A 25,177-nucleotide genomic window follows, 5' to 3' on the forward strand; every position below is an offset into this window, starting at 1 on the left:
TGTCTATTTCCAATATTTTTTCTTCTAACTTTTTTCCGCCGTTGACGCAGTTATTCGACCTACCTCGAACTTTATACTAAGCCTGAAGTGCTTTCTGTAAGGATTTTTTCATGGCTTCTACAAAATTCTGACGTGTTTCATTCGTTAATTCCAGCAGGGACAGATAGGGGTTTAAATCCTCCAGTTCTACTAATAAAAGTTTACCTTTCTCATTCCGGCAGGCATCAACGCGTTGGATTCCCCAATCAAGATTGTTCCATTCTATAAATCGTTTAGCGAAGGCCAGGTCTGCTTCAGTAGGTGCATATTCTTTTAATTCCCACCTTTTCTCTTTATCAGGGGCATAAAGGGCATACTGAAATTCCTTATCGATAAAATAAAAAGAGACTTCATACTCAAAGTTGATAAATGGCTGTACCAATGTGTTCTTTGATTCTGCATCCATTTTATCTCCCAATTCTTCTTTCGTTGCAAATTCCAAACCAATGGAATCCGCGCCATCTTTCGGCTTCACTATATACGTTTCCACATTGGGAAGTTTATTTAAAGATTCAAGTGAATCGATGGTCGGAATGACAGGGAATTGGGCATTCGTCAGTTCAATTAAGTATTCCTTCCCGTTCATATCAGCCTTTCCAACAAATGAATTGTACGTTTTCAAATAACCAGCAGCCACTCTATTACGGAATGCTAGATACTTATCTTTAAAATTGGCTACTGGACCGGCATTTCGAAAGACGATCAAGTCAAAATCCTTTTCAAACGTTTCAATGTCTTCAGGATGGCAAAGTACTAACTGAAAATCTTCTCTAAGCTTCGAGGTAAGGTACAAATCCTCCTCATAATAATTTCTTCCTTTTGCTTCATAGTATAAATCCGTTACGAATAATAGTTTCTGCATGAATCCTGCACCTGCTTTCCCGTTATTTTCATTGATTAGGTTGAAAACAAAAAATCCCGTCTCTTTAAGAGACGAGATTTGAACTCGCGGCACCACTCTTGTTTAATAACAAACGCACATTAATGCGTTGTCCCATTTAACGGGGGAAACCGGTAAAGCTTACTGAAGCTTCGGCTTTACTTCTCGGGGATGATCTTCGGTCAGATTCTGGACACTGGCTTTCAGCAAAGCACCAGCTCTCTTTGGAACAGAACGATAACGTACTCCTTCCCTTCATGGAATTTTACATTTGATGAATTTGAGTAATTGTATAATATTCAGAAAATAAAATCAATGGTTGTTTCACTTACTATAGGACGAAAAAGGGATATGTATAGAGATATAGAATCACTATTCAAGAGAAGCACCATTCATTTAATAGGAGATGTTAGATTTGAAAACGGTAAGGGTTTTTCATTACGATGCGTTCAGCAGTAAACCGAATAAAGGAAATCCGGCAGGTGTGGTTTTAGATGCGGATGGACTGACCGAAAAGGAAATGCAGGATATAGCCATGAAGGTGGGGTTCAATGAAACCTCTTTTCCGATGGAGTCCGATATTGCCGATCTTAGAATCCGTTATTTTACACCGGGACACGAAATGAATCTATGCGGACACGCGACAATGGCTACCATCCATGCACTGAAGACCAGGGGATTATTGAATAAAGATGAGCTGATGATTGAAACAGGAGCGGGTATATTGCCAATCAAGATCCATACGACGGAGGATCAAGATATATATATTACGATGAAGCAGACCGCGCCGCAGTTTGAAGCGTTTAACGGAGATAAGGGTGGATTAGCCAGTTCCCTCGGCCTTGATATAGAAGATCTGGAAAGTGAATTGCCTATTGTTTATGGAAGTACAGGTTTATGGACTTTACTGGTACCACTAAAAGAAAGAAATTCATTTATAAGGATGAAGGCGAACAATAGCCTGTTTCCGCAAATATTAAAGGAAATGCCAAGAGCTTCCGTTCATCCCTTTTGCATGGAAACGTACGATAGTGATGCCCATATGCATGCCCGGCATTTTTCCTCGCCATTTTCAGGTACGGTTGAAGACCCGGTTACAGGAACGGCTTCAGGTGTAATGGGCGCTTATTATGCAAAATACATAAAGGATGATCTTGAAGATGAGGTGCATCTGTTAATCGAACAGGGGCATGAAATCGGAAAGGATGGCAGGGTTCGCGTTACAGCTACCAAAAACGGTGGCACATACGATGTTGAAATCACCGGGAATGCTGTCTATGTTAAAGAACTTGAAGTGGAAGTCTAAGGTTCATGCAGAAGGCGATGGGCGGTTGAATGATTAGCATATCCGAAAAGGTATAGTGAACACGTAAAAAACCTGTGCTAAGACGTTTCATGTCTTAGCACAGGGTTCTTGATGAATCATTCTCCCATGCTCATTCCTTTTAAAACTACTGCAGTCAGAAACACGGTCACGCAAATGATTGAGGTGGATACGACAATCGCTATCGGTAAAGTCATTGGAAATTCTTCCTTAGATGATGGTCACGCCGCTAAGATCAACCTTTGCTCCATGTAAAAAGTTGTAAGTGAGTTTATCCATCGAAGCTCCAGTAAAGTCGATTTTCTTTAAATCGGACATCCGAAATTGAACATTGATGAGGGTGGTATCGCGGAATGATGCCTTTCTCAATGAAGAGCCTTCGAAAATGGTTTGTTTGAAAGTTTCCCCATCAAATATAAGACCAGATAAATTACAGCTTTTAAAATGGGTTTTATTATAAATGCTGTTCTTGAAAGTTACGCCTTTTAAATTTGCACTTTTAAATAAGGTGCCAGTTAAATTGGCGTTTTCAAAGATGCAATGATCTAAGTTACTGCTTTTAAATGTGCTGTTCGTCAGGTCGGAATGGCTGAAGTCAGAACGGCTTAAATCGCAGAAATTAAACTTCCCATCATGCACCGAAACCGAGCGGAAGTCGGAATCCAATAAGCGTTGCCTGGAATAGTCCATGTTTATCGCCTGCTCAAGCACATTGTATTGTAGATTGAGTGATTCCATGAGCTCTGATACCTCCCCAATCGAATCCACAGTCAGTTTATACGCTTCCTGCTCGCTGGCACCATTCCTTCTGTGGTCATTGTATTTTTCCAGTAAGTTTTGCAGCAGTTCTTCTTCCAATTCCTTTGCTGTTTTTGCACTTTTGTACGGGGCAAAAATGCTATGAACATGTGCATTCAGTTTTTCAATCACCTTTCATCTTCCTTTCTTAGAGAAGGCACTCAAGTAATCGCTTGGCCTGCTCCCAGTCATTTTTATTTTGGGTATATGTGTCTTCCCCGATCGGGGTGATTTTGTAATATTTCCTTCTTCCGCCTTGAGTGGCATCTCCCCAATAAGCGATGATGCATCCATCCTTTTCCAGACGTTTTAGGCTGGAATACATCGTCGCTTCCTTAATTTCATATTGTTCATTGGAATTCGTATATATCAATTTGCTTATTTCATAACCATATTTATCGCCACTTTGCAGGAGTTTCAGAATCATCGTATCTACATGTCCGCGAAGCAAGTCAGAGGATAATTGTCGTTGAACCAAATCCTCACCTCCTTTGGTATATCTTATAATATATTACTATGACAGTCAAGGTAGTTTGGTTACTATGGATTATGCGGGTTTGGAGGGTTTATAGAGGAAACCTGCCCGTTTTCGTGAATCACCGCATCTCATACTTTTTAATTAATTGTACTAATTTGCCACATATAATATCCGCTTGGAAGGGATTTATCATGCTTCATGGAAGTAGTATGTAAGGGGGTGGGGATGTTGAATAATTCGTGGAATAAAGTGATTTATAAATTTTGGTCGCCAATTTATGACAAAATCTTCAACTCTCATCTCTTTTTAGATGCCAGGAAAAGAATGTTTGAAGAGATGCATTTTCATGAAAATGCAAAGGTTCTGTTTGTGGGCGTAGGTACGGGGGCCGATTTGGAGCTGATCAAGAACCTTGACCTTGAGATAACGGCGATAGACCTATCAGCCGATATGCTAAAAAAAGCGAAGGGGAAATTTGATGATGCATCGATCAATTTCCTCGAGATGGATGCACAGCATATGGAATTCGATAATGAATCGTTTGACTATATAGTTGGAAGTTTGGTTCTTTCGGTCGTACCTGATGCCAATGAATGCCTTCGGGAAATGATCAGGGTTGTAAAAGGCGAGGGGAAAATAATACTATTCGATAAGTTTATTTCTAAAGATGAAGTGCTTTCACTACCCAAAAAGCTTCTGAGGCCCATCATTCGATTTTTAGGAACGGATATTGGCTTGAGGTTTGAAGACTTGTTCAGTAGGCATGTTAAGAATATGAAAATTGAAGAAGATCGACCGATCATGCTGAATGGAATGTATAGAAAGATAATCATCAGTAAACGGATGTGACAAGCGGAGAGATGTTTCAGAATGGATTGGGAGTCGGATTCTAAGACATCTGGATACATCATAGAGCTGAGTTTTGTTGTTTGGAAGCTAAACCTGATTTACTGAATAATATTTGACATGCTTATATAAAACCCATGTCCTTTCTAACATGGATAATGAGCCGATAATCGGGTTATTAAGTGAGAATGTATCATACTATAAGAACATATTTTGAACACATCTTTGATACCTTTAAATTCAGTGACCATCATATAAACAACAGTGTCCAATAGTGTTTGAACGTCCTTTGTCACGCATTTTTGATGAAGCTGTTACATAGGCACTGGCCGAAATCAGTATAATTAAATGGTGGAATACAATGGGAAGAGGTGATGGTTTTGTCCGAGACGATAACAACCCATGAAGATCTATTGAATATGCTCGACTCGTTATTGCGTGAGCCAACTGGATTCTGGAATGGTTTTTATGAAGACCGCTCAAAGGGGGTACCCTTTTTCGGAAATCTCCCTGATGAAAATTTGGTTACGTATTTTGATTGTGGGTTAATCCGGCCGGGAAAGGTTCTTGAGCTTGGATGCGGACCTGGAAGGAATGCCATTTACCTTGCTCAAAAGGGCTTTACCGTTGATGCGGTGGACCTTTCGAAGGAAGCCCTTGAATGGGGAAAAGAACGAGCGTCAGATAAAAATGTCCATGTGAACTTCATTCAAAGGAATATATTTGATTTGGACATTGAGGAAGGGCAATATGACTTCGTCTTTGATTCAGGTTGTTTTCACCATATTGCTCCACATAGAAGGATCAATTATTTGGACACGGTGAAAAAGGCGTTAAGGCCTAAGGGATTGTATTCGATTACCTGTTTTGTCGAGGGCGGCATATTGGGTGGTGCCGATATTTCAGATTGGGAAGTATATAGGCAAAGAAGCCTTAAAGGCGGATTAGGTTTTACGGAAGAAAAACTCAGAAAGATCTTCAAGGATTTTGAAGTGGTGGAAATACGGAAGATGAGGAAAATGGAAAAATCGGATCAAACCTTTGGGGTTCAAGGTTTATGGACGGCCTTATTTATGAAAAAGTAATTATAAAGTCAAAATGGGGGTTAAAAGGAGGATCTGGAATCAGGTCCTTTTTTTGTTATAAGAAAAGGGATAATTTGTTAACAATATTTTAAAATGGTAAACTATAACAATAGATAAACCAGAATAGTAGATGAAGGTTTTACTGAATTTTTTTTTGGAAAACAGTGGTTGTATGGTTTCAAAAACAGCTGGGAAGGTATATGGAAAGAGGGGCCATTGGGTTTTTAGATCATAAGAATTTTTAAGTATGGAAGAGGTTTTCTTCGATGCTTACTTTGCTGATAATTTTTCAATACCCTGACAATGCTGATTTCAGGGTAAGATTCAACTGCTTTTTATAAAAAACTAGGAGGAGTTTATGCACAGAAATAAAGAATTATATTCCTTTTTATTGGGTGTGGCAGCACAATTGACTGAGGAATGGTACGCAACATTGAATAAAAACGATAAGGCGGGGGTTTACAGCTCACCCGATCCCAATGTGATTAAAAAACTTAAGCAGCAAAATAATGAATTCCATTTACGTTTCTTTCAGGTCTTTGATACAGAGGAGAGGGAATTCTTTGAGCAGCTTGGTGAGTGGATTGAAGATATCGGTCAGGATGAGCAGCATTTAAACACACCCATCTATTTTATATTGAGGGAGTTTTCTCGAACGCAAGAGCAATACCTGGATTATATTGACCGGTTTGTGGGATTGCAAGGAGAAAACTATACGCAGGCGGAAATAAATTCCTGGTATCGGATAGTGGTGAAGGTGTTCAGCGAAGTGATGGAGAAGTTTACGGAAGCGAATCATAGGTATGCCAATAAAATCATGAAAGCCCAACAGGCAACGATCGATGAATTGAGCACTCCCATCATTTCGCTTAAAGATAATACGGCGTTACTTCCCCTGATAGGCGATATTGATACGGCGAGGGGCATGTCCTTGCTTGAAAACACCTTACAAAAGTGCGCTGAAAAAAATGTCACCAGGCTATTCATTGACCTCTCGGGCGTTCATGCAATTGATAGTGCTTCCGCCCACCAGCTGTCACAATTGATTGAATCCTTACATTTGATTGGAATTCAAACAACCCTTTCTGGACTTCGGCCGGAAATAGCCATGACTGCCGTTAAGCTTCAACTGCCTTTTGATAAAGTGACGATAAAGTCCACTCTTGCCCAAGCGATCAGTACGATAAAATAATACATACATATCCAGGGCATGGGAATACTCGTTATTAATTTCATCGAGAAGACCTCCATATGGCGATCTTCTCGTATGTATAATGCTTGCATTCAAAAATAAGAATCGGGCTCAATAAAGAAAGAGCTGGCACCTGCCAGTTATTCAATATTGGCGAAGAAGGCTAGATCTTCTTTATTGCCAACCACTAAAAGCATATCTTTTTCAAGGATATCCTGATCCGGTGAGGGTGCTATGATAATTTCCCCATTACTCACGATGGCAATGACGCTGATATTATATTTTGCCCGTAAATCAAGCTCCCTGAGGCTTTTTCCCTTCATGCTCATGGGGAGGATGATTTCCTCGATATTGTATTCTTTGGAGAGCTCTATATAGTTCAGCATGTTAGGGGAAAGAAGCTGATTCGCGACCCGTTCCCCCATATCCCTCTCAGGATAGATGACCCAGTCGGCACCTACTTTTGTGAGCACCTGACCGTGATTTTTATTAAGTGCTTTGGCAATGACCTTTTTGATCCCAAGCTCTTTTAAAAGCAAGGTAGTTAAAATGCTCGATTGCATGTCATTTCCGATGGCTACGATGACACAATCGAAATTACGGATTCCGATTGCTTTCAATGTCTCTTCTTCGGTCGTATCCGCCATGACTGCATGGGTAACGTTCAGTTCCGCATTCTCGACTCTTTCCTCGTTCACATCAATACCCAAAACCTCTTGGCCTGCCGTATATAATCTATGGGCCACACTGGTTCCAAATCTGCCTAAACCTATCACGGCGTATTGTCGTTTTCCCATCTTTTACGCTCCTTCATTCATTATTAACCAATCATGATTTTCCCTTTTGGACGTCGGAATGGATCTGGCTTGCGCCTCATGGCGATAGCAAAGGCCAAAGTCAAAGGACCAACACGTCCTGCAAACATCGTGAAAATGATGAGAATCCGGCCGACCGGTGATAATTCCGGGGTCAAACCCATTGAAAGTCCCACGGTGGCGAAAGCTGAAGTGGCTTCGAACAAAATCATCAAAAAGTCAGGTCCGCTTTCAGTGATGGTCAGCAGAATGGAGATGATGGAAACCACGAATACACCAATGAATGTGACGGATAATGCTTTAAAAATAGTTTCACTCACGATGCGGTGGCGGAACAAGACCACATCACCCTTACCTTTGATCTGTGACCAAACCGTTCCGGCAATCGTCGCCAATGTCGTCGTTTTAATCCCGCCGCCAGTCGATCCGGGTGATGCCCCAACGAACATCAGAAAAATGATGAGCAGTAATGTAGGCTGAGTTAAATCAGGGATATTCAGCGTGTTGGAGCCTGCAGTCCGTGGTGATACCGATTGAAATAATGATGACAGCGTTTTACCCATGAGAGATAAAGGCTGCAATGTCTTGGCATTGCCGAACTCGAATAGAAAGATTAAAATTGCTCCGGCAATCGTAAGGGTTAAGCTAGTCGCCAGAACGATCTTCGTATGTACTGATAAACGATGCGTATTCCGATATTCATATAGTTCATTCATTACGATAAAACCTATACCTCCAAACGTGATGAGGAAGGCGACGGTAAGGGTTACGAATGGATCCGATACATATGGGGTCAAACTCCTGAATTCCCCCATTAAATCGAAGCCGGCATTATTGAAATTCGATATGGAATGAAAAACCCCGTAATAGACCGCTTTAACGATTGGCATGTCAAAAGAAAAGCGAATCGATAAAATAAGTGCACCCATGCCTTCAATGATGGCCGTGAAAATTAAAAGCCGTTTCACTAATCTGACTACACCCGCCATGGATAGATTATTTAACGACTCCTGCAGAACTAACCTGCCTTTTAAAGAAATCTTTTTGCCTAATAATAAAAAGAAAAATGTCGCAAATGTCATGAACCCTAAGCCGCCTACCTGAATCAGTGTTAAGATGACCAACTCACCAAAAGTGGTGAAGGTCGATCCCGTATCCACAACGACCAGTCCTGTTACACATGTAGCGGAAGTCGAGGTGAATAAAGCATCCAGAAAAGAAAGACCATGGCCATTTTCTGTGGAAATCGGCAGGGTCAATAAATAGGCCCCGATAAGTATCAGGATGGCAAAGCCAAGTACAAGTATTTTTGGCGGATCCAATTTTGTCATTCTCAAATGATCATCCCTACTGTATGACTTTTAATCATCAATCTGCTTTTCGAATCTTTTTAAAGGCATAATAAAAAGACCTGCGAAAACATCGAATAGCTGTATTGCCACAAAAAGCGTGCAAAAAAAGCTCCCGAAATAGGCGGTCTTATGACCTCCTTCGCTTTAGCCGACGAAGTTAGCTGACGGGTAGGATGGCGAAAGAGCTGATCTCATCCCTTCTGCAAGGCAGAATTAACCCCAAATGATTGGGTCCTCCGTACTCAATTTCCATGAGTTTTGGCCGAAATGCTTTAAATTGATAAACGTATTCTACTCCCATCATTTAGCAGTTGTAAACCCCTAAATCGTAAAAAAATATTTCTTTAACAAAACTGAAAATTTACGTTTTATTTACATTTAGAAAACGTATTGACAAATATTAGTTAGCACATTATGATAGGTTCGATTAATCCAATTATGATAACCGGCATCGATGTACTTTATTCAATAATTTCAAGCAGAACATGCAATGCCAATCAAAATTCTCTAACATATATTTTATGTTTCTTTTGTAAATGATAAAGAAAAAAGCATTGCATTTGTATTTAAAGATTCAAGACATTTTATTAAAAAGGCGGGCAATTATGGAGAAGACGTTCAATAGATATGTTATTAATGCTACAGGCAAGGGTGGCCAGACATATTTAACACAATGCCAGGATAAAGATGCACTAAGGAAATGGATAGCCGATCATGAGGATCAAATCATCATGGATGAGTTAAGGATAACGGATAAGAAAAAGAATCCGTTCTTAAAATTGTTTTCCCTAAGGTAAATCAACTGCATCCAACATTCATTAGCGGTATTCAATTATTTATTCCCTGTGTTCTATCCGGAACGCTGAGCGAAAAATCCATATCTTGTTTTGCTTTGAAACTCATTTATTATAATGAGTTTTTTTGCGTTATATACAGTTTTGAACCGATAATGTTAAAATTTAGTAATGCTTAATGTGGACGTAAAGAAAAGTAAAATGAAATACCACTTTCCGAGAACAGCCGAGGATTGTTGGGGATGTATCCGTCCCGAGACGGATTGCTTGGGGACGGGGTTTTATATTGTACGATCAAAGGGGGAGAAGCGATGACATTAAGAAATGCATTAGTATCCTGGAAATACCCTTCCATTCTTTTGTGCGGAATAGGTATCTCCAACTTTGGTTCTTGGGTTTATTTCATTGCCCTTAATTTAATCGTTCTGGATATGACTGGTTCAGCCTTGGCGGTAGCTGGACTTTATATCGTTAAACCGATGGCTGCCATTTTTACGAATGTGTGGGCAGGGAGCGTGATCGACCGGATAAATAAGCGGAATCTAATGGCGGCACTTGACCTATTTCGCACGGTATTCATAGCCTTGCTGCCATTGACTTCTTCTATTTGGGTCATTTATTCCCTTGTCTTCGTGATCAATATGGCAGGGGCCATGTTCGGAACAACATCTAGGTCATATATAACAAAATTAATACCCATTGAACAGAGGAAACGATTTAATTCATTACGAAGCTTAATGGATTCTGGAGCTTTTTTGATTGGACCGGCGCTAGCGGGTATCCTTTTCTTGATCGGTACGCCCGTTTTAGCGATTTATATTAACGCGGCTGCCTTATTGTTATCCGGAATCATCACTCTATTGATGCCTAATCTTGAAAAGGATCACCCCCTTGAACAATCCAGTCATTACCTGTCTTGGACCATCATGAAAAAAGATTGGGGCATCGTCCTGGACTTCAGCCGGAAATCTTCCTATATCATGCTCATTTATTTCTTATTCAGCTGCATGGTGGTGATGGAAACGGCCATCGATTCCCAAGAAGCTGCGTTTGCTAAGGCCGTGCTCCTTTTAACGGACAGCGATTACGGATTCCTTGTAAGCGTCGCCGGGGCAGGCATCATTGCTGGTGCCATAGTCAATGCCGTATTCATCAGTAAAGTGAAAATCTCGCACATGATCGGTCTTGGATCTTTATTTGTCTCGATAGGTTATATGATCTTTGCCTTTTCGAATTCCTTTTCACTGGCCGCCATCGGATTTTTCATCATTGCCTTTTCATTGGCTTTTGCCAACACTGGCTTTCAAACCTTTTATCAAAATAATATTCCGGTGGAAATCATGGGCAGGGTCGGAAGTGTTTTTGGCTTGTTAGAAGCTTTATTGATCATCATTACTACCGCAATCGTTGGTGTTTCTGCCCATTTCATTTCGATTCGGTTTGTGGTGATTTCAGGTTCCCTGACCATGTTAGCTTTATCCATATGGTTGTCGATGCTTAGTATGAAGACCTCCAAGAGCAGGTATTATTCCGTTAGTGATGTAGAAGCGAAGGAAAAGATGTAATCCGATTTAAAGGCATGTTGATGGAACATGCCTTTGATGAATCGTTCATTGGATGAATGTGCGCAATTGGCTGATGAAGTTCAAGATATGAAAATGGATTTTCGCCATTTCTTCCGCCGTTTGTTTTTCACAGTTCTCTAGCCACTCCTGTATCACTCCTAAAATCGCCGATGTCAGGAAGGCGTGCATATACATGCGGAATGCTTCATCTTTAGCTGCTGGATGCAGGCTGATCAAACGCTCCAACAGTACTTCACCGAAAACCCGTTTTATTTTTTTCGCAAAAGAAGGGTCGCCCTGATCACCTAGAATGGCCCTTAATGCGTGAGCATGTTCACTGATGAATTGAAAAATCTCTATGAAAGGCGGGTAAAGTTGCTGTTGATGAAGAGCCAAAAAAGCCTCTTTCGGCAAAATGGCAGTAATGCGTGTTTGAAGTTCATGTAACAATTCCTGTTGTAAGTGATCCATCAATTCATATTTATCTGTGTAATGCAAATAGAATGTGCCCCGATTAATGTTGGCGCGCTCTGCGATTTTCTTCACGGATACATGTGAGAACCCCTCTGCTTCAACAAGTGCAATAAAATGATGTTGTATCTGCTTTTTCGTCTTTTGTACCATATCCTCATGAATCGATGCCATGGAATGTCTCCTTCACTAAACATTTTTCCAAATGTGTTGATTGTATTAGACCGAATGCTACCTTAAAATGATGATACACTCAACACCGTGTTAATTAAAGAGGGAGGATGTGTGTGCAATGAAAAAGGCGATTTCCATTGATGGAATTGCTAAGGGTTTTCAGCAGAAGAAGGTCATTCAGCCATTGAGCCTGAATATTGAAAAAGGCGGAATTTTTGGCTTGTTAGGTCCATCCGGATGCGGAAAGACGACCTTGATTAAAATGATTGTCGGATTGATTAAGCCCGATGCGGGTAAAGTCACGGTTCTGGATCATGAAGTGCCAAATGAAGCACTGTTAATGGATGTCGGCTATATGGCACAGTCCGATGCTTTATATACAGAACTGACGGCAGCTGAAAACCTCGAATTTTTTGCGAAACTATACCGTTTTTCGAAAAAGGAACGAAGGAAACGGATTCAATATGCAGCTGAAATCGTACAGCTGACGAATGATTTGAACGTTCGGGTTGCGCATTATTCCGGGGGAATGAAACGCCGTCTGTCACTGGCGGTTGCACTCATCCAAAATCCGGAGATTCTCATTTTGGATGAACCGACAGTAGGAATAGACCCTTTGCTGAAACAATCGATTTGGGAGGAACTTGAGCGTTTAAGAAATGAAGATGATAAGACGATCATCATCACGACGCATGTGATGGATGAAGCGGAACGATGCGATAAACTGGCGATGCTGCGTGAAGGTGAAATCATCGCGGCAGGAACCCCTGCAGCTTTAAAAACTCAATTTGCCGCGGAAACGCTTGATGATGTTTTTTTAAGGATTGGAGGCGGCTTAAAATGAGAATTGCCTCTCTTGTTACTCGCATTACCCAGCAGATGCGCCGGGATCGAAGGACGCTCGCTTTATTTTTCCTGGCTCCATTGCTCATTTTAACGCTCATGTATTTTATTTTCGATACAGAGGCAAGTGATTTGAAAATCGTTGTTACAGGCAGTGATGAAACGATCGTTAAAGCATTGAAAAAAGCGGATTTTCAAGTGTCGGCTGCTGAGGAATTCTCACAGGAAAAGATGATTGAAAAGAATACGGATGGCTGGCTGGATGTTGAAAATGGGAAAATGAAACTCACACTTTTGAACGACGAACCGACCCGGGCAAAAGCCGTTCAAATGCAAATGATGCAAGGCTTGCAAGGGAATGAAAAAAACACTCCTTCAATTGAGGAGAAATATGTTTACGGAGATGCCAACACAAAGGGTTTTGATACCTTCAGTCCGATGCTCGTCAGCTTTTTCGTTTTCTTCTTTGTATTTTTAATAGCGGGGATTGCGCTTTTGAAGGAGCGTACAAGTGGTACTTTGGAACGGCTGCTTGCCACCCCGATTAAAAGATACGAAATCGTAGCGGGCTATGTGATCGGATATGGCTTATTTGCTCTCGTTCAAACCATAATTGTCGTACTATATGCTGTCAATGTATTGGATATCGTCCTTGTTGGTTCCATTTGGCTCGTTTTACTGACGAATATACTGGTCGCGCTCGTTGCATTATCGCTTGGTACATTGCTATCGAGTTTCGCGACATCTGAATTCCAAATGGTACAATTCATTCCGCTGGTCATCGTGCCTCAAGTCTTCTTTACAGGGATTTTCCCATTGGATGGCATGTCAGACTGGCTCCAAAAAATCGGCAAGATCATGCCTCTCTATTACGCTTCTGATGCCATGAACGGCATTATGTACAAAGGCTTCACGTTCAATGAGATTTCAATGGATCTGCTCATTCTCCTGGCCTTTGCCGTCGTTTTTATCACCATCAATATCATTAGCTTAAAAAAATACCGTGCACTATAATGAGGATTAAATACCAATCCTTGCTAATATGATTACATCTGAATAACGTAAAACAAAGCCGGATTCCTGGATCGTGAGGGGCCGGCTTTTTGTTTTTTGGAAGAAGATCGAATTATTCCACACAACAGTCGAATTATCCGAGTAAGGTCGAATAAACCCACACATCGGTCGAATTATCCGGATGTAGGTCGAATAAACCCACACATCGGTCGAATTATCCGGGTGTAGGTCGAATAAATCCGCACATCGGTCGAGTTATCCGGGTGTAGGTCGAATAAACCCACGCATCGGTCGAGTTATCCGGGTGTAGGTCGAATAAACCCACACATCGGTCGAATTATCCGGGTGTAGGTCGAATAAACCCACACATCGGTCGAATTATCCGGATGTAGGTCGAATAAACCCGCACATCGGTCGAATTATCCGGGTATAGGTCGAATAAACCCACACATCGGTCGAGTTATCCGGGTGTAGGTCGAATAAATCCGCACATCGGTCGAGTTATCCGGGTGTAGGTCGAATAAACCCACACATCGGTCGAGTTATCCGGATGTAGGTCGAATAAACCCGCACATCGGTCGAATTATCCGGATGTAGGTCGAATAAACCCACACATCGAATGAATTATCGGGGATGAAGGACGAAATATCCTTCCCATCGGTTGATTCATTCTAAAAAGCTTCCCTTTGAAGTAGTTTGTTGACGGGCTGTTAAAGTTGTCCTAGGATATAAGGATATGAATTGATTTGGAAAGAAATAGAAAGCGGGAGTTATATGTCTCTAAAATCGGTCATGCTTTCCCTTTTGCTGTCGCAAGCAATGTTTTTGTGCGGTTTACCTTTTTTTCTTCGGCTTCTATTATATTTGAATCCTTTGGTAATCATGGTTGTCTGGTGTTGTATACTTCTTTTCGTTTCGTTTGCGGTTCTTTATTTTCGAGGTGAAACGGTCAGAATTCCGCGCTCTTTATGGCAGTCAGCATTGTTTAGTTACAGTTTATCATTATTGGTTTTGCTGTTCTTTCGGCCGGAAGGGCAGGTATATTCGCATAATTTGATTCCTTTTTCTACGATTCTTTCATATTTATCGAACGAAATGAACTGGCTTGTGTCATTTTATAACCTTAGCGCCAATGTAGGGCTGTTCATTCCATTCGGCCTGTATTTGTTGTCAAGGGAAGGGAAAGAGCCCTCAGCTAAAAGGAAATTTCTATATCCATTACTTTCGATTTCAGTCATCGAAATCTGTCAGTTTGTTTTTCGGCGCGGAAGTTTGGATGTCGATGACCTGATCCTGAATATGATTGGTGTTTACCTGGGGTACCTTCTGCATCCTTTGTTCAAGAAAGTCGTAGTGCTCCGTTCTGGAAAAGTAAAAGCATGAGAGGCAATACAATTATGTTAAATGAAAGGGTGTATTTTCATGTATAGCACGTTAGAAGAATTATCGAGCCATCCTGTGTTTCATTATTTTGCAGCGATTTCCAAAATTCCGAGAGGATCGGCTAACGAAAAAGCGATCAGTGACTATTTGGTTCGCTTCGCTAAGGATAGGAACCTGGAGGTGATCCAGGATGAGGCGCTGAATGTGATTATCAAAAAGCCTGCCACAACTGGATATGAAAATGCACCTACCGTCATTATCCAGGGGCATATGGATATGGTTTGCGAAAAGAACAAGGGAACGCTTCATGATTTTGAGAAGGATCCGCTTCAATTAAGGATTGTGGGAGACATGTTGTATGCAACGGATACAACATTGGGGGCGGATAATGGAATTGCCGTTGCTTATGCTTTGGCATTATTGGATGCGAATGATATTCCGCATCCCTCTCTTGAAATAGTCATAACGACTGAAGAAGAAACGACAATGAACGGTGCACTTGCCGTGGATCCGGCTCACTTCAAGGGAAAATTGATGATCAATATTGATTCGGAGGAAGATGGAAAGCTGCTGGTTAGCTCTGCTGGAGGAATACGAGTTCGGCAAATCCTGCAAATCGGATGGGAATCGGCTTCAATTGTTGAAGCTGTATCTTATAATATCAGGATTAAAGGGTTGAAGGGCGGACACTCCGGTATGTCCATCCATAAGGAAAGAGGGAACTCCAATAAACTTTTGGGCAGAGTATTACATGAATTAACGACAGACTTTCCTTGCTTCATACAGCAAATGAACGGGGGCTTGAAAGGGAATGCGATTCCTCGTGAAGCAGAGGCGACTGTACTGATTTCTGTAGAAGATGTTCAGAAGATAACGGAGAGACTCCAGAAATGGGAGGATACTTTTAAAAATGAACTGCAATCTTCTGACCCTGAGGTATCGATTAGATTTGAAAAGATCGAAACGATTTCTTCAAACGTTTTTTCCAAAGAGACGGTGACTAAAGCCATTACCTCCTTACTGGTAATCCCGCATGGCGTTCAAGGTATGAGTATGGGAATAGAAGGATTAGTGGAAAGTTCGACGAATCTAGGGGTCGTTACAACAAATGAAGCGGAAATGATATTCGAAAGTGAAATCAGGAGTTCGGTCAAAAGCATCAAATATAATATGGTCACGCAGGCAAAGGTGATTGCCGACATGCTTGGGTGCAAGCTATTGATTGATGCGGATTATCCGGAATGGCCCTATAATCCTGATTCGAAACTCAAGAAATTATTTGAAGAGACATACAAAGAAAAATATCATGAGGATATTGAAATCATCGCTGTGCATGCAGGGATCGAGTGTGGGGTATTCATAGATAAGATACCAGGGCTGGATACTGTTTCAATCGGACCGGATATGTTTTCCGTACATACACCTGAAGAACACTTAAGCATCCCTTCGACCATAAACAACTGGGAATATTTTGTTTACACATTAGAACGGATGAAAGATCTATAAACAATGTTTGGGCAACGGCAATATGGCATTCAATAGATTTGGAGGCATCCTATCGTTAATCGATTGGATGTCTCTTTTTTTGAGGGCAGCAGCCGGCGGCAAGGGAGTGGGCCTCTGAAATCAGCTGGAACGTTTTTGAGGGTTAGTAAATCTGATCGTTGATTTCCACTCCGCGCTTTCCGCGGGCGGTCCAGGAGCCTCCCCGGCGTCGCCTGCGGGGGTCTCCCTTGGCCACGCTTTTCCCGCAGGAGTCTTGTACCTTACGTTCCAATCAACTGGAACTTTTTTAAGAAAAAACCGCAGGCAAATGCGATTCTTCGAATTTGTCTAAAAACTAGACTAGTTTATCCTTTAAGTTTTTTTCTGTAATTCTTATTGGATTGAAGAAATTTGCGACACTCCTGCCGAATAACTGGCTAGCCGAGACCCCGCAGACGCTTGCGCCAAGGAGGCTTGGCAGACAGTCGGCGGAAAGGGAGCGGATTTCTGAAATCAACTCGAATCTTTTTTTAGAAAAAAAACTCCAGGTAAACTGGCTTTTCATCGAATTTTTGTCTACATTCTGAAAGAAACAGAGGTTTCTTTACAATCGTTATAAAATAAACTATTGTAAAGAAAACCTATCATTAATTATTGTTCGAAATCATTATGTATAGAGGAAGGTATATGGAAATATGGGTGTAAAGTATAGAATGGTCGTAGAACAAATGGAGAAAGAAATATTAGAAGGAAAATATACATTAAATACGAAGTTACCTACTGAAGAAGAGTTGATGAAGAAGTTCGATGTCAGCAGGAATACCATAAGAAAAGCAATCAACATATTGGTTGAGCAGGGTTATATCTATCAAGTTCAAGGAAGCGGCATATTCCTAAGGGAATTTTCCAGACCGGGCTGCATTTCGATGAGGGATATGGGTGGCTTAACCAAAGTGTTTCCAAATGATGAAATGAAAAGTAAAGTGTTGAAGTTAGAATTAATTGAAGCCGATGAAAAATTGGCCAAGCAAATGAAATGCAATGTGAAAACCAAAATCTATAACCTCAAACGGGTTAGATATTTAAATGGTGAACCCATTGTAATAGAAGAGTCCTTTTTCAATAAAGATATCATTCCAATCATAAATAAAGAAATCGCAAATGGTTCCATTTATGAATATATAGTCGAGGATCTGAAGTTGAATATTGGTTTTGCAGATAAAATCATTTCATGTGAAAAACTAAATGACGATGATGCCAAGCTTTTGGACTTGCAGCCAGGTGATCCGACATTAATAGTTGAAAGTACGGTCTTTTTAAAAGCGGGAGCCGTTTTTGATTTATCAATCGAGAAATATAATTACACTTCAGCCAAATTATTAACATTGACTTAATGAGGGCAGGAAATTCTTTCAGGATATTAAAAGATTCCGGAGATATGATCGATTAACGATAACAGATTATAATATCAAATAATATTCAAACAAAGAGCGACTGCATTAATTAGCAATCGCTCTTATTATTTATCTTAGTTTTACTTGATCTACTATTAGTGATACATATATTCCTGCCCAAGTACCGGAAATTTCATTAAGCAGAACAGAGCTTATAGCGGAATTAATGAAACGGAAAACTTTGTTTTTCGTATATTAAATATATGGGGTTAAAATTCAAGAAGAAAAGATTAATAGATTGAGGACATTTGCATTCTTATCAATCAATGTATTGGAAATGGGGAATCTTATGCAAAAAAGGGTGAAAAGAAAATTATTTCATTTATATACAGGAGAATTGATGGCAACTGTGATTTTTGCTGTAATGTGGGTTTCGTTTCTGGTGCAGCATGATTGGACTGATTCCTACTTAACTTCATTTTCATCTGTGTATGCGTTCGTCCTACTGGAATTTATTTTACTTCAAGGAAGTTTATATTGGTTTCTTAAATGGAAACGCGCTAAAGAAAACCATTACGCCCATTTACCTTATACGCAATTACGGATTTTTCTATTCTTTAAAAGATTAAACCTTTTCCTTATTGCCCTAGGAATAGCAGCCTTTTTTTATCAATTAAATGCATTTGAGTCAGGAGTATTTTGGTTTTCGTTTCTTTATGTTTTCGCCATCATCGAGCATATTAATTATTATCACTTCAGGCTTTCCTATCAAAGTCCAGAGGAAATGAGAGAATTCATTCGTCAAAGAGGTTTAAGGAAATCCATTTTGGCAAAGGAATTGAATGAGCTTAAATAAGATTTATTCGGTGTGAATGGGAGATATCGATTCACACCGTTTTTTCTTAAATCATTTCTCTTTTTCCCCAACGATCCCATAAAACAAAATCTTCATAATATCCTCAGTCAAAGGCAGGATGCTTTGATAAACCTCTTCCCGTTGGATATATTCATTCATTGCTTTTATATAAAATAAAATCGCTTCATTAGATAAGTCAGGATCAACATATCCTTGTTTCTTCCCCTGGTTAAACAGATCGATAAAGCGGGGCAGGGCCTTTTCTGTATATATTTTTTCCATATAATTGATTCCGGAAGTATATTCCTTCATTAAATATTGATAAAAATCTTCATGAATTTGTTTGGCTGTTTCATTCTTCGTGAACATGAGCTGCTTTATTTTTTCAGGAAAGGCCATGTTGCTGGCCAGTATTTGTTCAAATTCATCCAATGCCTTATCTGTATAATAAACAAAAACCTCATGAATTAGATTATGTTTGCTTTCGAAGTAATTATATATCGTAACTTGAGATACATTTGCTTTTTTGGCTATTTCCCCAATCGAAATCTTTTGGACACCATACTCCATGAACAAAGCTAAGGCAGCCTCTAGTATATTCAATTTCTTTTGTTCCCTGCGGCGTTGAAATCCGTCCATTTATTTCACCTCAACCTTAGTTTAATTAAAAATATGTAATAGAACAATAAAATAAGTTCATAAACTATTGTCAGGAATTATTATTTTATATATTATGAACTAAATTAATAAAATTATTTCATAATTTCTTTTCAGAGGAAGAGGTGGATGAGGGATGTCAGTATTGAAAACAACGAATTTAACGAAAAAGTTTGGAAGGTTTACAGCTTTAAATGGTGTGAACATTGAAGTGAATGAAGGTGAGGTATTTGGATTCATCGGTCCTAATGGTGCTGGAAAATCGACAACGATCCGTGTGCTGCTCGGGATTTTAAAAGCGACGGATGGAGAAGCGAAGATTTTTGGCAAGGATGCATGGAAAGATTCGGTTGAAATTCACAAGCGAATTGCGTATGTTCCGGGAGATGTGAACCTATGGCCCAACTTAACAGGCGGAGAAGTTATTGATCTATTTGTTGAATTACGCGGGGCGAACAATAAAAGCAGACGGGAAGAACTAATAAAAAAATTCGATTTGGATCCTTCCAAGAAATGTGGAACATATTCAAAGGGGAATCGGCAAAAGGTTGCTTTGATTGCTGCTTTCTCATCTGATGCCGACCTTTATATCTTGGATGAACCAACATCAGGTCTAGATCCATTGATGGAAAGGGTTTTCCAGGAATGTGTGATGGAAGCGAAAAATGAAGGAAAAAGCATTTTACTTTCCAGTCACATTCTTTCTGAAGTGGAAAGGTTATGCGATAAAGTGGGTATCATTCGTCAAGGGCAAATCATTGAAACGGGAACATTGGATGAGCTGCGTCATTTGACGAGAACAAGCTTGCTTGTCGAAACGAAGCAGCCTATTCCTGCTTTATTGAGTGTAAAAGGTGTTCGGGATATCGTGAAGAAAGACGAAGCACTTTCATTCCAAGTGGATACAGATGAATTGGATAATGTTATGAGGTATATATGCCAATTTGGAATTGTGAAATTGGAAAGCGCGCCGCCTACATTGGAAGATTTATTCATGAGCCATTATGAAGGTGAAAGGAAGACCTCTGATTCTGGGGCGGGAGGTGCGTTATAATGGCAAACCAGTCCTATCATAATACAGGAAGACTCTCCCGATTAATCGTACGGCAAGATCGGTTTCGGATTCCTGTTTGGATAATTTCCCTATCTGTCCTTACATTTATGGTTGCAATGGCATTCACCGATCTGTACCCGACTGGACTAGAAAGGCAAACCATTGCAGAAACAATGAGGAATCCTGCAATGACAGCGATGGTGGGGAAAGGTTACGGCCTGGATGACTATACAAACGGAGCGATGATGGCGCATCAAATGTTAGTTTTAACCGCTATTGCAGTTGGGATAATGAGTATTTTACTTGTTACGCGCCATACACGCGCAGATGAAGAGGACGGCCGTATCGAGATGATCCGTTCTTTGCCGGCTGGCAAGTTGGCTAATTTATATGCAACCATTTCCGTATCGTTTGGTACGAATGCATTGATCGCGTTAATAACGGGTTTCGGATTGTATGCTCTGGGAATTGAAAGCATGGATTTGGAAGGTTCCCTTATGTATGGAGCTGCGTTAGGGGCAACCGGTATTTTCTTCTCGGCGATAACGGCATTATTTGCCCAGCTTACGGAGAGTGCGCGAGGTACGATTGGTTACTCCATCACTGTTTTGCTTCTTTCCTATCTTATTCGGGCGATAGGGGATGTCAGCAATGAAACACTTTCCTGGTTTTCACCTTTGGGTTGGGTTTTAGGTTCAGAGGTATATGTGAATAATTATTGGTGGCCAATCATCCTTACGATCGGTGCGGCAATCATTTTGGTTGTACTATCTCTATATTTGAATGCCATCCGTGATTTGGAAGCAGGATTCATACCGGCTAAGCTTGGCAGAAAATATGCTTCATCCTTTTTAAAAAGTCCGCTTGGTCTCGCGCTAAGGCTTCAGCGAACAGGATTGATTGCCTGGGCAGCCGGGATGTTCATTTTAGGCACATCTTACGGTTCCGTTTTAGGTGATTTAGAATCCTTTTTTGCAAAAAATGAAATGATGGCCGAACTATTGACGCCAGTTGAAGGTTATTCGCTGACGGAACAATTCTTGACAATGTTGATGTCAGTCATCTCAATGATATGCACCATCCCGCCTATAATGGCGATGTTAAAGCTTAAAGGGGAAGAAAAAAGGAACTATACTGAACATTTACTGAGCCGCGCTGTATCACGCACAAGGCTTATGGGCAGCTATCTTATCATCTCCGTTATTAGCGGTTTTCTCATGCTTGCGATTGCTGACATCGGTCTTTGGGCAGTCGGGAATTCAGTGATGGATGAAGGGGTTGCTTTCGGCACTATATTTAGTGCAGCAATGGTTTATCTGCCTGCGATGTGGATCATGATTGGCATTGCCGTGCTGTTCATTGGCTTTGTACCAAAGTTATCTGGCTTGACTTGGCTTTACTTGACATACTCAATCTTGGTCGTTTATTTAGGGGGAATGCTTCAATTCCCTGAATGGATGAGTAAACTAACGCCATTTGGCCATATTCCGAAACTTCCTGTTGAAGATATCGACTTCATGAAAGTATCCATGCTTACCATCATAGCCATAGTATTACTGGCTATTGGCTTTACCGGATATAACAAACGGGATATCCGAGGTTGACGATTCAACTATGATTCTATTATTCCTGAAAAAAGCCTGATTCCTCATTGTTTCAATGAGAAATCAGGCTTTTGGTTATCAGTCATGGGAAATTAATAATAGTACACCTAGCGCAATGATGATAAAGAATAAATAGCTTTCGAATTTTTTCGCAGGAATCCGCTTATTCATGAAGATTCCGAGACCAGTCGCAAGTAATATAGCTGGAATGGAATAAGCGTAAAGAATAAGTGAATCGGCTGTCCAAAGTCCGCCTAGCGCATGACCCGTCACGACCAGGATTCCGGAAATTAGGAAATGGGCTTGCAATGTTCCGCGGAATCGATCTGGATTCCACCTTCGTAAAGTTCCATAGACGACGACCGGCACCCCATTAAAGTTATAGGCGCTGCCAAGGGCTCCCGACGCAAAACCGAACGGCCATACCCAGCCCTTCGAGTTAAGTAATGGTTTTTCCACAGCCTGAAAAAGTCTTTGCTTTAGAAGAGAATAACCCCCATATGCAACCAAAAAAACACCCAGTGCAGAAGTGATGATCATAGAAGGTGCGTAATGGAGCAAAGCCAGGCCGGCTGGTATGCCGATCACCGTTGAAGCCGCCAGCCTGATTAATACCGAGCGTTCAATATGCCGCCATCCGCTAACGACGGTTAGCGAGGCAACGGTAAGACCGGCCAATCCAATCAAGGAAACCGAAGTATTAAGCGGAATGTGAAGTAAGGCAAGCAAAGGCATGCTGACAATCGCTTCACCGAACCCGAACATCGTCCGCATCAAGGCGCCGATAAACACTGCCGCCACCACCAATATGATGCTGCTGATCGTCATTCTTTCACCTCCTAAAAGCACAATAACCCTTCTATAATTATACCATATCAACCTGGTTTTAGGTTGGGGGAACCGTGCTTCAAAACGGGTTATTTAAGGTGTTTTACGCTCTTTGTGAAGTGTTTGAAATGATACTTAATAGAGAGGTACACATCCTTTGTTTTTGTTGCTTATGAGTCGAAAACGAGGCAGGAAAAGCGTTATATATCTTGAAGTGTTAATTCAGATGAAACTCCATTAATTTCTACTTTCGCATCAACTAAAACAAAAACAATTAGTCATACAGGAACTTTAGGAGTTTTAGGAGTCCCCATTACAAAATATAAAATCACAGGAAAATATAATTATACTTCTAGTGGTGCTACATCAGCCCTTTCAACTAAAGGAGAAGTAGTCTATCATTATAATCCAACCATCGCTACAGATTTAACTTATTATGGTGGTTATATCAATAATAAAAAATATTACGGAGAGGTAACTTTTTATTATAAAGTTGGAGAAGGATCGCTTGGTATTGTACAAATAGGAAATGTTTATCTTAAAGTATCAGGAAATCATCTAGGAAAACTCTCAGGTAGTATAAAAACTTCTGTAAAAAAATAAATTTCATATATAGTAGGTGATTATATGAAAACTTGGAAGAAAATACTTATTGGTGTAGTATCCATTCTAATAATCGCTATGATAATTGGAATTACAAGCTTTTATTCAATTTAAAGTTTAATCTGCTAACCAAAACAAAGACCATCATTATAAAGATGGTCTTTGTTTATTGTGTGCCCAGCAGGGGTACACAATAAACGCCAAATCCTTTGATAGAGGTGAGTCCTTAAATAACAGAAGAGAAAAAAAGGACAATCAATCTAACGCTATGAAACTTCCTTTTTTAGCTGAATAAAATCATACATAAACAATAAAAGTGAAAGAAAATAAACCCCTTGGCTACAAGTGGTTTATTTTGGTGTAACTGCGTACAATAAATTAATAAAATAGGGGACATGAAAGGGACATTGATGGTTTTATTAGGGGACACAAAGGGGACATTGATGGAGTAGTTTACATGTACCCACAAAAACACTAGGCTTTGCCTAGTTCAACAACTTAGTTGGGGACAGTTTTTCCTTATGCTCTTTCTTCTGCCAATACCTTTAAGTTATGACACTTTCCATTTAGATAAATCAAATAATTATTTTCCTGCATAAGAAAAGGCTGAAGTGGAAATACTTCAGCCTAAAAAACCCTATATATACATTTTAGAAGAATATCCTTTAGCATTTACGAATCAATCTCAGGTCTTTTTTTCATTCAGTTAGTGAATTAATCATAAAAGATTAAATGCATATCACTGTTAGTCCTTGATTTCGCAAAAAATTCTGCTTCATTTCCTCCATCAACAAAGTTACCAATACCCCGGAAAATACCACATTGGCCTCGATCTAAATATCTTACCCCTACATAATCATTATAACTGTCAGGATCATACTCCCATAATTCAACTTTTAACTTACCAGCTGGACCCACGTAAGAATCCCGACAAATCTTATAATCACCACCAGTAGAGGCAAACACATCACTTTCAGCACCATTAGAATAAAGAGATTGTTCTCCTAAGTAATCCCAGCCACTTGCAAATGTAGAAGAAGGGAACAACAACGCAGCGACCAATGCCACAGCACTCATTTTAAACATTTTCATGCTCATTCCTCCTCACCCGTTTTGACTTATTATTCTCCATATAATTCTAATCAATATTTTTTATATTATCATCTATCCAAAGATTCACTTTTTCACGAAGCGTTTTTGTAGTATCCACTACTTCAGCGCTACATAAGAAATTAGAGAAAAAAGTGAAATGTGCTCGTCATTCAGTTTTGAAATGTATTTCTGAATCATCTTTAAACTTTTAAGCCTTCCCGGATCAGGTAAACTAATTACCTCTGAATCCACCATTTGTGTAGAGGCGTCTCGATTTCTAATACCAGCAATCAGCAGCATAGTTGCTGCTAAACTAACACTACAATCCATGGAATAGGCCAATGCTGAAATTCTTTCATGCTCATAAGCTTTGAATCTTAAATGAATCCTTTCCTTCTGAATAATAGTTCTCTTCTGGAATACTTCGGCTTCAAAATCCCCTCTAAAAATCGTATTATCATGCCTGTAGTTTCTTTTAAAATACATGGACAAGCCCTCAATACATTCCCTGGAATTGATAGCTGCCATTATTATTTTTTCCCCTATATCCT

Annotated in this window: 24 protein-coding genes, 1 riboswitch and 1 other annotated feature; of the genes, 14 read left to right on the forward strand and 10 right to left on the reverse strand. The window is 40.2% G+C overall.

Annotation, left to right across the window (positions count from 1 at the left end; translation table 11 throughout):
- Positions 1–76 precede the first annotated feature (76 nt).
- Complete coding sequence (locus tag ACWF5P_RS14970) at positions 77–901, reverse strand: hypothetical protein (RefSeq protein ID WP_434168493.1); 825 nt, start codon at positions 899–901, stop codon at positions 77–79.
- 64 nt (positions 902–965) lie between these two features.
- Positions 966–1,187, reverse strand: a binding site (T-box leader).
- Positions 1,188–1,334: 147 nt separating this feature from the next.
- Here ACWF5P_RS14970 and ACWF5P_RS14975 point away from each other — a divergent pair.
- Positions 1,335–2,225, forward strand: coding sequence for a PhzF family phenazine biosynthesis isomerase (locus tag ACWF5P_RS14975; protein WP_434168494.1), 891 nt, complete (start codon positions 1,335–1,337; stop codon positions 2,223–2,225).
- A 228-nt stretch (positions 2,226–2,453) separates the two neighbouring features.
- Here the strand turns inward: ACWF5P_RS14975 and ACWF5P_RS14980 are convergent, their stop codons facing one another.
- Both ACWF5P_RS14980 and ACWF5P_RS14985 read right to left on the reverse strand, forming a co-directional pair.
- Positions 2,454–3,173: a pentapeptide repeat-containing protein gene (locus ACWF5P_RS14980; protein WP_434168495.1), complete on the reverse strand. Its 720-nt coding sequence runs from the start codon at positions 3,171–3,173 to the stop codon at positions 2,454–2,456.
- Positions 3,174–3,189: 16 nt separating this feature from the next.
- Positions 3,190–3,468 carry a helix-turn-helix transcriptional regulator gene (locus ACWF5P_RS14985; RefSeq protein WP_434169602.1) on the reverse strand — a complete coding sequence of 93 codons (279 nt, stop codon included), beginning with the start codon at positions 3,466–3,468 and terminating at the stop codon, positions 3,190–3,192.
- A 279-nt stretch (positions 3,469–3,747) separates the two neighbouring features.
- Between ACWF5P_RS14985 and ACWF5P_RS14990 the strand changes: the two genes are divergently transcribed.
- The 3 genes from ACWF5P_RS14990 (at position 3,748) to ACWF5P_RS15000 (ending at position 6,642) form a co-directional block, all read left to right on the forward strand.
- Positions 3,748–4,368 (forward strand): class I SAM-dependent methyltransferase, encoded by a 621-nt coding sequence (locus tag ACWF5P_RS14990; protein ID WP_452445021.1) that lies wholly within the window; start codon positions 3,748–3,750, stop codon positions 4,366–4,368.
- A 377-nt stretch (positions 4,369–4,745) separates the two neighbouring features.
- The gene (locus ACWF5P_RS14995; RefSeq protein ID WP_434168496.1) at positions 4,746–5,450 is read left to right on the forward strand and encodes a methyltransferase domain-containing protein; all 705 of its coding nucleotides are present in this window, start codon (positions 4,746–4,748) and stop codon (positions 5,448–5,450) included.
- A 358-nt stretch (positions 5,451–5,808) separates the two neighbouring features.
- Positions 5,809–6,642 (forward strand): STAS domain-containing protein, encoded by an 834-nt coding sequence (locus ACWF5P_RS15000; RefSeq protein ID WP_434168498.1) that lies wholly within the window; start codon positions 5,809–5,811, stop codon positions 6,640–6,642.
- 140 nt (positions 6,643–6,782) lie between these two features.
- Here ACWF5P_RS15000 and ACWF5P_RS15005 read toward each other — a convergent pair whose 3' ends face one another.
- On the reverse strand, positions 6,783–7,439 hold the full coding sequence (locus tag ACWF5P_RS15005) for an NAD-binding protein (RefSeq protein ID WP_434168499.1): 657 nt from the start codon (positions 7,437–7,439) through the stop codon (positions 6,783–6,785).
- A 23-nt stretch (positions 7,440–7,462) separates the two neighbouring features.
- Positions 7,463–8,788, reverse strand: coding sequence for a TrkH family potassium uptake protein (locus ACWF5P_RS15010; protein WP_434168500.1), 1,326 nt, complete (start codon positions 8,786–8,788; stop codon positions 7,463–7,465).
- A gap of 152 nt (positions 8,789–8,940) precedes the next feature.
- A riboswitch (cyclic di-AMP (ydaO/yuaA leader) is annotated at positions 8,941–9,083 on the reverse strand.
- A gap of 331 nt (positions 9,084–9,414) precedes the next feature.
- On the opposite strand from ACWF5P_RS15010, the gene ACWF5P_RS15015 reads away from it, so the two are divergent.
- Both ACWF5P_RS15015 and ACWF5P_RS15020 read left to right on the forward strand, forming a co-directional pair.
- Positions 9,415–9,606, forward strand: coding sequence for a hypothetical protein (locus ACWF5P_RS15015; protein ID WP_076370632.1), 192 nt, complete (start codon positions 9,415–9,417; stop codon positions 9,604–9,606).
- A 308-nt stretch (positions 9,607–9,914) separates the two neighbouring features.
- Entirely contained in the window at positions 9,915–11,168 is a 1,254-nt protein-coding gene (locus ACWF5P_RS15020; RefSeq protein ID WP_434168501.1) for an MFS transporter, read from the forward strand.
- Positions 11,169–11,213: 45 nt separating this feature from the next.
- Here the strand turns inward: ACWF5P_RS15020 and ACWF5P_RS15025 are convergent, their stop codons facing one another.
- Positions 11,214–11,813, reverse strand: coding sequence for a TetR/AcrR family transcriptional regulator C-terminal domain-containing protein (locus ACWF5P_RS15025; protein WP_434168502.1), 600 nt, complete (start codon positions 11,811–11,813; stop codon positions 11,214–11,216).
- 118 nt (positions 11,814–11,931) lie between these two features.
- Here ACWF5P_RS15025 and ACWF5P_RS15030 point away from each other — a divergent pair, with 118 nt between their 5' ends.
- The 6 genes from ACWF5P_RS15030 (at position 11,932) to ACWF5P_RS15055 (ending at position 18,788) form a co-directional block, all read left to right on the forward strand.
- Positions 11,932–12,657 carry an ABC transporter ATP-binding protein gene (locus ACWF5P_RS15030; RefSeq protein WP_452445022.1) on the forward strand — a complete coding sequence of 242 codons (726 nt, stop codon included), beginning with the start codon at positions 11,932–11,934 and terminating at the stop codon, positions 12,655–12,657.
- Entirely contained in the window at positions 12,654–13,670 is a 1,017-nt protein-coding gene (locus tag ACWF5P_RS15035; protein WP_452445023.1) for an ABC transporter permease, read from the forward strand. Before ACWF5P_RS15030 ends, ACWF5P_RS15035 begins: the two co-directional genes overlap by 4 nt.
- A 774-nt stretch (positions 13,671–14,444) precedes the next feature.
- Positions 14,445–15,053 carry a VanZ family protein gene (locus ACWF5P_RS15040; protein WP_452445024.1) on the forward strand — a complete coding sequence of 203 codons (609 nt, stop codon included), beginning with the start codon at positions 14,445–14,447 and terminating at the stop codon, positions 15,051–15,053.
- 39 nt (positions 15,054–15,092) lie between these two features.
- The gene (locus ACWF5P_RS15045; RefSeq protein WP_101224787.1) at positions 15,093–16,559 is read left to right on the forward strand and encodes an aminoacyl-histidine dipeptidase; all 1,467 of its coding nucleotides are present in this window, start codon (positions 15,093–15,095) and stop codon (positions 16,557–16,559) included.
- Positions 16,560–17,233: 674 nt separating this feature from the next.
- Entirely contained in the window at positions 17,234–17,932 is a 699-nt protein-coding gene (locus tag ACWF5P_RS15050; RefSeq protein ID WP_101224786.1) for a GntR family transcriptional regulator, read from the forward strand.
- A 349-nt stretch (positions 17,933–18,281) separates the two neighbouring features.
- Complete coding sequence (locus ACWF5P_RS15055) at positions 18,282–18,788, forward strand: hypothetical protein (protein WP_452445025.1); 507 nt, start codon at positions 18,282–18,284, stop codon at positions 18,786–18,788.
- Positions 18,789–18,839: 51 nt separating this feature from the next.
- On the opposite strand, the gene ACWF5P_RS15060 is transcribed toward ACWF5P_RS15055, so the two are convergent.
- A complete protein-coding gene (locus ACWF5P_RS15060; protein ID WP_452445026.1) occupies positions 18,840–19,427 on the reverse strand; it encodes a TetR/AcrR family transcriptional regulator in 588 nt (195 codons plus the stop codon).
- Positions 19,428–19,581: 154 nt separating this feature from the next.
- On the opposite strand from ACWF5P_RS15060, the gene ACWF5P_RS15065 reads away from it, so the two are divergent.
- Positions 19,582–20,499, forward strand: a complete 918-nt coding sequence (locus ACWF5P_RS15065; protein ID WP_452445027.1) for an ABC transporter ATP-binding protein — start codon at positions 19,582–19,584, stop codon at positions 20,497–20,499.
- Positions 20,499–22,103, forward strand: a complete 1,605-nt coding sequence (locus ACWF5P_RS15070) for an ABC transporter permease (protein ID WP_452445028.1) — start codon at positions 20,499–20,501, stop codon at positions 22,101–22,103. Before ACWF5P_RS15065 ends, ACWF5P_RS15070 begins: the two co-directional genes overlap by 1 nt.
- A 78-nt stretch (positions 22,104–22,181) precedes the next feature.
- Here the strand turns inward: ACWF5P_RS15070 and ACWF5P_RS15075 are convergent, their stop codons facing one another.
- The 3 genes from ACWF5P_RS15075 to ACWF5P_RS15085 all read right to left on the reverse strand — a co-directional run bounded on the left by ACWF5P_RS15075 (position 22,182) and on the right by ACWF5P_RS15085 (position 25,154).
- Positions 22,182–22,931 (reverse strand): sulfite exporter TauE/SafE family protein, encoded by a 750-nt coding sequence (locus ACWF5P_RS15075; protein WP_101224782.1) that lies wholly within the window; start codon positions 22,929–22,931, stop codon positions 22,182–22,184.
- Positions 22,932–24,248: 1,317 nt separating this feature from the next.
- Complete coding sequence (locus tag ACWF5P_RS15080; protein WP_101224781.1) at positions 24,249–24,626, reverse strand: hypothetical protein; 378 nt, start codon at positions 24,624–24,626, stop codon at positions 24,249–24,251.
- Between the two features lie 117 nt (positions 24,627–24,743).
- Positions 24,744–25,154: a hypothetical protein gene (locus ACWF5P_RS15085; RefSeq protein WP_452445029.1), complete on the reverse strand. Its 411-nt coding sequence runs from the start codon at positions 25,152–25,154 to the stop codon at positions 24,744–24,746.
- Positions 25,155–25,177 lie beyond the last annotated feature (23 nt).

This window comes from Peribacillus sp. NPDC055009, from assembly GCF_053608705.1.